Annotated in this window: 10 protein-coding genes; all 10 read right to left on the minus strand. The window is 47.0% G+C overall.

Annotated elements, in window-relative coordinates; translation table 11 throughout:
• Positions 1–113: 113 nt before the first annotated feature.
• The gene (locus QUA56_RS35805) at positions 114–455 is read right to left on the minus strand and encodes a hypothetical protein (protein ID WP_333368584.1); all 342 of its coding nucleotides are present in this window, start codon (positions 453–455) and stop codon (positions 114–116) included.
• A 158-nt stretch (positions 456–613) separates the two neighbouring features.
• Entirely contained in the window at positions 614–862 is a 249-nt protein-coding gene (locus tag QUA56_RS35810; protein WP_333368586.1) for a flagellar alpha dynein, read from the minus strand.
• A 131-nt stretch (positions 863–993) separates the two neighbouring features.
• Positions 994–1320 carry a hypothetical protein gene (locus tag QUA56_RS35815; protein WP_333368589.1) on the minus strand — a complete coding sequence of 109 codons (327 nt, stop codon included), beginning with the start codon at positions 1318–1320 and terminating at the stop codon, positions 994–996.
• Between the two features lie 501 nt (positions 1321–1821).
• Entirely contained in the window at positions 1822–2049 is a 228-nt protein-coding gene (locus QUA56_RS35820) for a hypothetical protein (RefSeq protein ID WP_333368592.1), read from the minus strand.
• A gap of 188 nt (positions 2050–2237) precedes the next feature.
• Positions 2238–4922: a DUF3854 domain-containing protein gene (locus QUA56_RS35825; protein WP_333368595.1), complete on the minus strand. Its 2685-nt coding sequence runs from the start codon at positions 4920–4922 to the stop codon at positions 2238–2240.
• 122 nt (positions 4923–5044) lie between these two features.
• Positions 5045–5506 (minus strand): hypothetical protein, encoded by a 462-nt coding sequence (locus QUA56_RS35830; RefSeq protein WP_333368599.1) that lies wholly within the window; start codon positions 5504–5506, stop codon positions 5045–5047.
• A 134-nt stretch (positions 5507–5640) separates the two neighbouring features.
• Positions 5641–6183, minus strand: a complete 543-nt coding sequence (locus tag QUA56_RS35835; RefSeq protein WP_333368601.1) for a hypothetical protein — start codon at positions 6181–6183, stop codon at positions 5641–5643.
• Positions 6171–6440 carry a hypothetical protein gene (locus tag QUA56_RS35840; RefSeq protein ID WP_333368604.1) on the minus strand — a complete coding sequence of 90 codons (270 nt, stop codon included), beginning with the start codon at positions 6438–6440 and terminating at the stop codon, positions 6171–6173. Before QUA56_RS35840 ends, QUA56_RS35835 begins: the two co-directional genes overlap by 13 nt.
• On the minus strand, positions 6437–6913 hold the full coding sequence (locus QUA56_RS35845) for a hypothetical protein (RefSeq protein ID WP_333368606.1): 477 nt from the start codon (positions 6911–6913) through the stop codon (positions 6437–6439). The genes QUA56_RS35840 and QUA56_RS35845 overlap by 4 nt, the downstream gene beginning before the upstream one ends.
• Before the next feature lie 8 nt (positions 6914–6921).
• Positions 6922–7378: hypothetical protein (locus tag QUA56_RS35850; protein WP_333368609.1), on the minus strand; the 457-nt coding region annotated here is incomplete at its 5' end.

The raw sequence follows: 7378 nt of genomic DNA on the forward strand, positions 1-7378 counted from the left end.
CCCACGTAGAAGTTTTTGAAAGTTTGCCAAACTGTCGAGCGTCTTCACTGGTGAAGCCACAATCAAAGGCGATCGCCTTGAGTTGGTCAATGCGACGGTAGGTTACAAGAGGCTTAGCCATACTTGACCTCGCGCATTAGGGTATAAGCTTCCTGCAAATGGGAATGGGTAAGCGCGAGGCACGCTGGCACGTATTCGTAATAAGCATCCAAAAGCAGACTGGCACGGAAAATATAAGAATCATCGCGCTCAGACTCAGCAGGAGATTCTATTAAATACGTGTTCAGGCATTCCAGGAAAATTTCTCGGTGGCGAGCATTCGTCAGCTCGTCAAAACTAGAATTAATGAGGGAGAGAATTCGAGCAAACGTTTTGGCGTCTATGACAATTTTGTCACTCGGCTCAAACGTTAAATTTTGCGATCGCCCGCAAGGACAATCGGCTGAAAGTGGCATAATCTATAGGCTCCAAGCGTTGTATTTGAACGGTTGGGGAAGTCGTAGTTAATCAGGTGGTGAGACACCGGGTTAACCGCGCATATCAAATCTTCCTTAAACTTACGATCGCAGTTTCCCAGCCACGTGTCAAGGGTGGCTGGTAAAGTTTTGTCACGTCAGCTTTCGAGCAATTCCAAAATTACTTCTATATCCGCCAAGTCTGCCTTAGACTTTTTGCGCTTGGTTCGGAGCTGGCTGAGAATAACTGCGGGTTCCGGGAATTCGACACCGATCGCGATCGGTGCTGAGTTCTTAATTTCCTCTCGATCGGCGCGTTCTGTCGCAAGTTGCGATCGTAATTTTACAAGCTCTGCCTTTGCCGATTCATACCTATCCTCAAGTTCATCATAATTAGAGGTAAGCATATTTACTTGAAAATGAGCATCAGCTAAGGCTTCCTCTAGAGTGAAGCCGAAGATAGCGGCATAAGCCAGAGCTTCCTCTTTAGTAGTCAGAGCGTGTTCAGTTAGCCTGAGTGATTCAATTTCATCCTCACTCAGGCTCGGAGTTTTCCCGGCAGTTCCTCCCCCGCAAAAGAATCAAAAGGTATGTTACTTGCTACCTTCTCAGGTATGCTACCAATAGAGTTAGGTATGTTACTAACGTTAGTTAGTATGTTACCTCTAGATTGAGGTATGTTACCTTTGCCTGTTACGGTAGCCTCGCTCGCTGTGCCGAAAAATTCAGCTAAAGCAGCATTGACACCAGCGCTGAACATCGTTCCCTTCTTAGATATCAAGGCCTTCTCTTGGCAGAATGCAATCAGCGCTTGCTCGACTTCGGGTGCAAGATAGACGGCAATGTGTTTCTTGTCAGTAGCCATAGTATGTTACCCTTTTAGTATGATATCATAATAACATACTTTTCAACAAGTAACATACTTATTATTTCTTTCTCATCAAAAAAACATAGGTATAGCGCAGCAATTTTGACCGCAGTTTTTAAAAAGCGCTTGGTTACAGACTTAAACTAACAGCCGTTCGCTTTTTAAAAACTTAGCGACTATCAATACAGACTTGGGTGTCCTTGCGGACGGCGTGGCGGCTATTTTTGGAGCGAGCCGGAATTAGATTTTTCGACCTCAACAAAAATCTCGCGGCCCGCTCCAAAAATCCCGCTGGGGGGAAGTAGGCGGGGATAAGTCTATTTCCCCACCTAGAACGTGAAAGCAGCGCCACTACGTCAGGATACAGGAATTTCTGATTTTTATTTGAGTCTAGCTTTCAGAAGTGGGGTGCATTTTTAGCCAACGGTGCATCAAACATCTTGGCAGCCAAATCAGTCCCAACAATCCAAATTTGATACAGAAGCTAGAAAGTTGTAATCAGCGCAACTTGGGGAAAATTTGGAAGGACTGCCACATCTTGTAGATTCCAAACTCCCTTTCATTTGCCTTCCACTGCGCTATCCCTACCTCAACGGTCTGAACCTCTGATCGGGCTTTTACTAAATATTGAACCTGCTGAGCCTTTAGGCTTTCCAGGTCAATACGCGCAGCCTCAACTTGTAATCGAAGTTCGGACAGAGCAATGTGAGTTTGTTGAGCTTTCATATTGTCAATTTTAGATTGGTCTTATCTAGTGTCAACAAATTTCTAAAAACAGATTTTAGCTGGGGATTTTAGGGCAAAAATTGCGATCGGCTCAGGGTGCAGGGTGAGGTATGCGAGTTGCAGGGTGAGGTTAAGTATTGATAACAGGCTTTATAAATACTAATTCCCCAGCCTAGAACGTAGAAGTGTTACAACTTCTCCCGCATCAAAAACGTAAGAAGATTGGAACCATTCGGAACGGTAACAAGAACTCGCTGACTGCCGCGTGACTCTTTATCGAGCTTAACTGTGTAGTCAGTGTCCTGGCTTCCATACCCAACGTGAACAACTTCACCGTGCCGACCCTCATGAGCGTTACGCGGCTCGACAATTACTACTCGATCGCCTTGAGTAAATTCCTTATGATTCGCTCCAACGTTTGAGGGAGTTGGAATGGGAATTTGAGGGAGTTGTAAGGGAGTTGGCGAGGGAGTTATATCCGCGCTGGCACTAGGTTTAAGGGAGTTGAGGGAGTTGAGGAAGAAACTTTCTCTTTGTCTATCGCTTTCTTCTTCATCTGGTAAATAATCATTTGTTCCGCGCAAAAGTTTAGTGTCTAACTCCCTCAACTCCCTCAAAGGTATAGCTGGTAAGGACTCAACTCCCTGCTCAACTCCCTGGCAACTCCCTGTAACTCCCTCCTCAACTCCCTCAAATCCCCCTAAAGTTTGGGAATAAGTGGGGTGAGTATCGGTCTCGGTTCGCAGTCTCACGCCCTCAAAATAAGCCTGAGCGCCCTGGTGTCGAGTAAAAGGTAAGTTCTCGTCTGCCAAAATATCGGCAAGAAGCCTAGGGAATTTAACGATACTGAATTTGGATAACCCACCCTCTTCACAAAATTCCTTGTAAGCGTCATAAAAATTCCCGGTGCGAGTAGTAGCCATCGAGTCAAGAATCAGCTTGGCGTCAAAGAAGGCAGCAACTGAATTTACCTCAACTTTCATCTCCCATTCTTTTGCCTTGTACTCAACAATCTGATTCGCTCCGATACCCTGTATTGCTTGAGTTACGGCGCTATCCGTCAGTGAAAGTGCGATCGCAATACAGGCAGGTATTTCGCTGTCAAGTTCCGCTTCTAAAGAATAGTCGCGCTTCTCAGTGGCTATAGGATTGTCAAAACCAATCAAGCAGAGTCTACGTTCTAGCCCTGTGGTGTCGCCGATAAAGATGGGTTTGTTGGAGCAAATAAGCAAACTTCCGTAGAAGTGGGCGCTAGCGGCTGGCTGATAGAGTTCTCGGTATGAAATCTCATCCCCCCCAGTTAGGCTCAGTATGCTGTCAATCCCCACAGGTTTGCGTTCATCGGGAAAAACCACCAATTGTTTGTCAATGACAGATGCTTTAGTGCTTCCATCTCCGAGCTTGTCCAATTGACAGGCAATGCTATTGTCCTTGCCTACCAACTTTTGACAAAAACGGGCAAATTTACCTTTGCCGCTACCAGGTGCACCGACCAAGTGAACAAACATCTGCAAGTCAAAAAAGCGGTGCTTGAGCAGAGCATTAATTATCGCCAGAAGTTTATACATCTTACGTTTGTCACCTTTCATCGCCGTGTGAAAGAATTTGTAAACGTTAGGGCAATTTACCCGCAAAGCTTCTAAACCATCGCCCAAATCGCCTTCCAAGGACTTGTAATCGTAAGACAGAGAAGAAGTGAACCCCATTCCCGGCGAGTGTCGCAAAGTCTTAGCCTTCAGACCGTCAAAAACGCAGTTATTAAAGCTGATGTACCGAGTCTTGTCCCATGTCTGCCAGCGAACTTGACGCAGGTCACACTCAAGCAGCTTCCGAACGTTCTCGATATACTCCATCCCCGCGTAGTCTATGTTTCTGGCGTCTAACGTAGTCTTGAGCAAGCTGGTAAACGCTCCAATCTCCGTTTTCTGCCAGCACTTGCCGTTCCATATGCGCCACGTCTTTTGCTCGTTATCGAATTTCCAGCTTGATTTGTACTGTTCTGCTATTTCGGCGGCCGTTTTACGCGCGCTAGGGGGTTTTGAGCTAGCCTTCTCACCGCTCTGGTTCTTGGCAGACTCTCCCATTTGAGCTTCTAAACTCTTGAGCCACTGGGCATAAGGAACCGCATCAGACATAATCTTTTTCACCATCTCCGGGCCATGTTTTGCCCAAACATCGTCAATGCCCTTGCAACCCAACTCTAAAGAGATTATGGCTACAAACACCACGCAACCCTTCTTTTTTAAAACTGTCGCGAGTGCTTTGAGCGCAAGCTGTATATCAAGATTGGTAGCTAAATCGCTGTCATAGACTACGGTAATCGGTCGCCCCTGGACGGCTACAAGGTCAAGATTATTGACAAGCTTTTTGCCTCCCTTCTGCAAGCCCATCGTTACGCCACAGAGTGTAAGCGCCGCAAAGTCTAGCGAAATTAACAGACCTGCCTTTTTGCCCCCTTCATCTAGTGCGATGGGGAGCGAGGGGTCATCAATAATGCGCTGCCAATAAATTTCGCCTTCGGGATGCTGAAGAGCGATCGCATCATACTCACCTTTTGCGGTGATGTATTTTGCACTTTTCTCGTCCTCTGGAGACAGCCTGACAGGCTTGTCAGGTTTGAACTGACCGAAGGTTTGGGGCTTCATCGTGCGTAGGTCTAATCCGGACAGCCACCAACCGAGAGGATATTCGTCAGGATACTTTTTCCATCGGAGCCGCATCGCTATAACTGCGCGATCGGTCAAGCTTGTAAGATTGAGTCGAGTAATTTCTGAGTCAACGCCACTGCCGTCTACCCATTCTGAGAAATGGGCGGGGTTGATGCGCTTGCTTGCACTGGTTGCACTGCGGTGCTTATTTGAGTTACTATTCATGATAGGTTTTGTGGCCTTCGGGCCGTATCCAAAAAGCCGCTGCAAGCTAGGTTCCAATTAGAAGCAGCGGTTTTTTGGCGTTTACTTGGGTTTTTAATTAGAGCCTACATTGGAATCGCTCGCTAAAAATAAGCGAGCAGAAGTGAATCGCTGCGAGCGCAACCATTTGATTCAATCTTCGGGAAAGGGATAAAGATTTTAGGCGGGTCGCTGTTTGTCTCAATTTCGCGAGGTTCGATTTCAACAACCTTGTAATTGACGGTGACAGCACAGAAGAAAATATGGACTAACAGCTTTAAAAAGAATGCTCCGAGCCAAGAGTGAGTTAATGGAGCTTTCAAAATCAATTCCATCTCTTTTCTGAGCGCATAGATAACAGCCCGCCAAAAAGTCCAATTTTTTTTCTGGGCTATGCGGATTCGTCGCCATAAAACTTCCCATGTGTCATTGGGGCGAGCATGACACAAACCTTGGCGAACGGATTCAATGTAGCAAAATAAATCCATATTTTTAGCATAGAAGGTAGCAGCTATTTTTGCGATCGCACTTACTAAATGTTCAGCTTGGTGTTTTTGAAATTCCAAATTCTACCATTAGTTGTTACTTTTTATTTGTTATACCGGGTATTACTCAGACCCGGTTGCCTGCGGCGCCTTAAATCTGACTGTCGCGGCCGGGGGGGGCGGGCCACAAGAGCTGTCCCCCCCGGCCCACGTTTTCATCCTCCTGCTTCTCCTGTTAAGCGTTTATACTCAGTCTCAGCGTTTTTGTATTTCTCTGAGCCACCTTTGCTTGCTCCCCAAATTTCAAGGATAATTTTTGCTTTGCCGTACCCCCGAGCTTGCAATTGCAGGATGCGTTCTCGAAGCTCGTTGTCGGCGTTCTGAGCTAGCTGAACGTTCTCCCGTTCCTCTTCCTCAGAACTTAGTGCTAGAGCGCGTTCTAGTAGTTCGCGATTAGCGTCGTTAGCTAGCAGCAATTCTGCCTCAGTCCTGCGTTCTTGTTCAGCCACGTAAGAACTAACTGCAATTTCATCAACCACATCGGCATTAACAGCCGCTTCCTTGAGAGCTTCAAACTCCTCAGCTTTAGCTAACTTCAAAGCGCATCGGCGACCTTCAAAACAGCAAGCGAAACCCGACACCAGGGCGACGCCTTGCATAAAATTATGCAGCGGAATCTTGCGCGAAAAGATGAACGGGGGAGCCAGCCAAAGGGTAAGCCCAGAAACAGACAGCACAGAAACTCTTAGGAGCGACATAACATCACCCCCGCACCGAGTAAAGCTCCGATCGTGCTTGCCACCAACCGAAAGCGCAACTGCATCAAATTAATTTTTAGCAGTGCTACGAGAGCATCATCCAAAATCCAAGCAGTGATACTGATTACTAACTTGATGGCAAATAGCGCTTGTACAAAATGCAGTAGGGAAGAATGAAGCGATGCCAGCCAGCAAAGGAAGCTGGAGGCGATCGCAGTCAGCAAGAAGCTGTCACCGAGTGCGATCGCTTTTATCATTGCTCTGCACCTCCCAGTAATTTAGCTTTGATAGCTTCAATCCGTTCAGCGGCACGATTTTCTGCTTTCTCCAAACCGACACCTAAGCGGGCATAACCAGGGCGTAACCCGTGCAATTTCTTAGCTAAGCCCACATCAGCTTTCTTCTTGGTGAGTTCGTTGACAGCTACTGCCCCTTCATACTTGCGGTGACTCTTGTGAACTTTTACGTCAGCCTCCTCAATCTGGGTGAGCGACTTATAGGCTTTCTTTGCGTGGCGAGCGCCCTCGGTTTTTTCTTTTGCCAGTTCCTTGAGCTTGTCAGCTTCTTCCTTGTCAAAGTAACGCGGAGCGTCAACCACAGGCGAGGTACGGATGCTGGCAAACGTACCAGGATTGAGGGGTGTAATTACGCTGGCATCTGTCGGAGCGCTCAGCTTCTCGTTCTTGCTGCTAATGGCGTCGCTAACTTCGCCGCCAAATAATCGGGTCATTGTTCCCATTATTTTTGTCCTATTTGAATGTTGATGCGAACTGGGGGGAAAAGATTTAGGGGATTGATTTGACGCCACATAGACATAGCCAGCACAAACACCCCCGCTGATGCGAGCACAAGTGCGATGAGTTGGCCAAAGTCAACCCAATCTAAAAAGCTGGTGGAATTCTGGCGGGTGAAACCGCAAACAGGGAATGAACCATCGTTAGTCCAATCAAGGGTGTCTACACTGTCTACAGCAGAATTGTCTACACGAAGCGAGTCAGGTGTCGTGTCTACAACAGTGTCTACAATGTCTAGTGACTTGTCTAGCAATCTGTCTAGTGATTTGTCTAGCAAGCTGTCTAGCATCTGACCATCAACCAAATACAGTTCCAGCAACGCTTCCCACGTAGAAGTTTTTGAAAGTTTGCCAAACTGTCGAGCGTCTTCACTGGTGAAGCCACAATCAAAGGCGATCGCC

The organism is Microcoleus sp. N3A4, assembly GCF_036701805.1.
Taxonomy (GTDB): Bacteria; Cyanobacteriota; Cyanobacteriia; order Cyanobacteriales; family Microcoleaceae; genus Microcoleus.

What these genes read in the sequence shown, in the direction of transcription:
- QUA56_RS35805 (WP_333368584.1), bottom strand. Translation starts at nt 455, where the DNA reads ATGCCACTTTCAGCCGATTGTCCTTGCGGGCGATCGCAAAATTTAACG.
- QUA56_RS35835 (WP_333368601.1), bottom strand. Translation starts at nt 6,183, where the DNA reads ATGTCGCTCCTAAGAGTTTCTGTGCTGTCTGTTTCTGGGCTTACCCTT.
- QUA56_RS35820 (WP_333368592.1), bottom strand. Translation starts at nt 2,049, where the DNA reads ATGAAAGCTCAACAAACTCACATTGCTCTGTCCGAACTTCGATTACAA.
- QUA56_RS35815 (WP_333368589.1), bottom strand. Translation starts at nt 1,320, where the DNA reads ATGGCTACTGACAAGAAACACATTGCCGTCTATCTTGCACCCGAAGTC.
- QUA56_RS35845 (WP_333368606.1), bottom strand. Translation starts at nt 6,913, where the DNA reads ATGACCCGATTATTTGGCGGCGAAGTTAGCGACGCCATTAGCAGCAAG.
- QUA56_RS35825 (WP_333368595.1), bottom strand. Translation starts at nt 4,922, where the DNA reads ATGAATAGTAACTCAAATAAGCACCGCAGTGCAACCAGTGCAAGCAAG.
- QUA56_RS35840 (WP_333368604.1), bottom strand. Translation starts at nt 6,440, where the DNA reads ATGATAAAAGCGATCGCACTCGGTGACAGCTTCTTGCTGACTGCGATC.
- QUA56_RS35810 (WP_333368586.1), bottom strand. Translation starts at nt 862, where the DNA reads ATGCTTACCTCTAATTATGATGAACTTGAGGATAGGTATGAATCGGCA.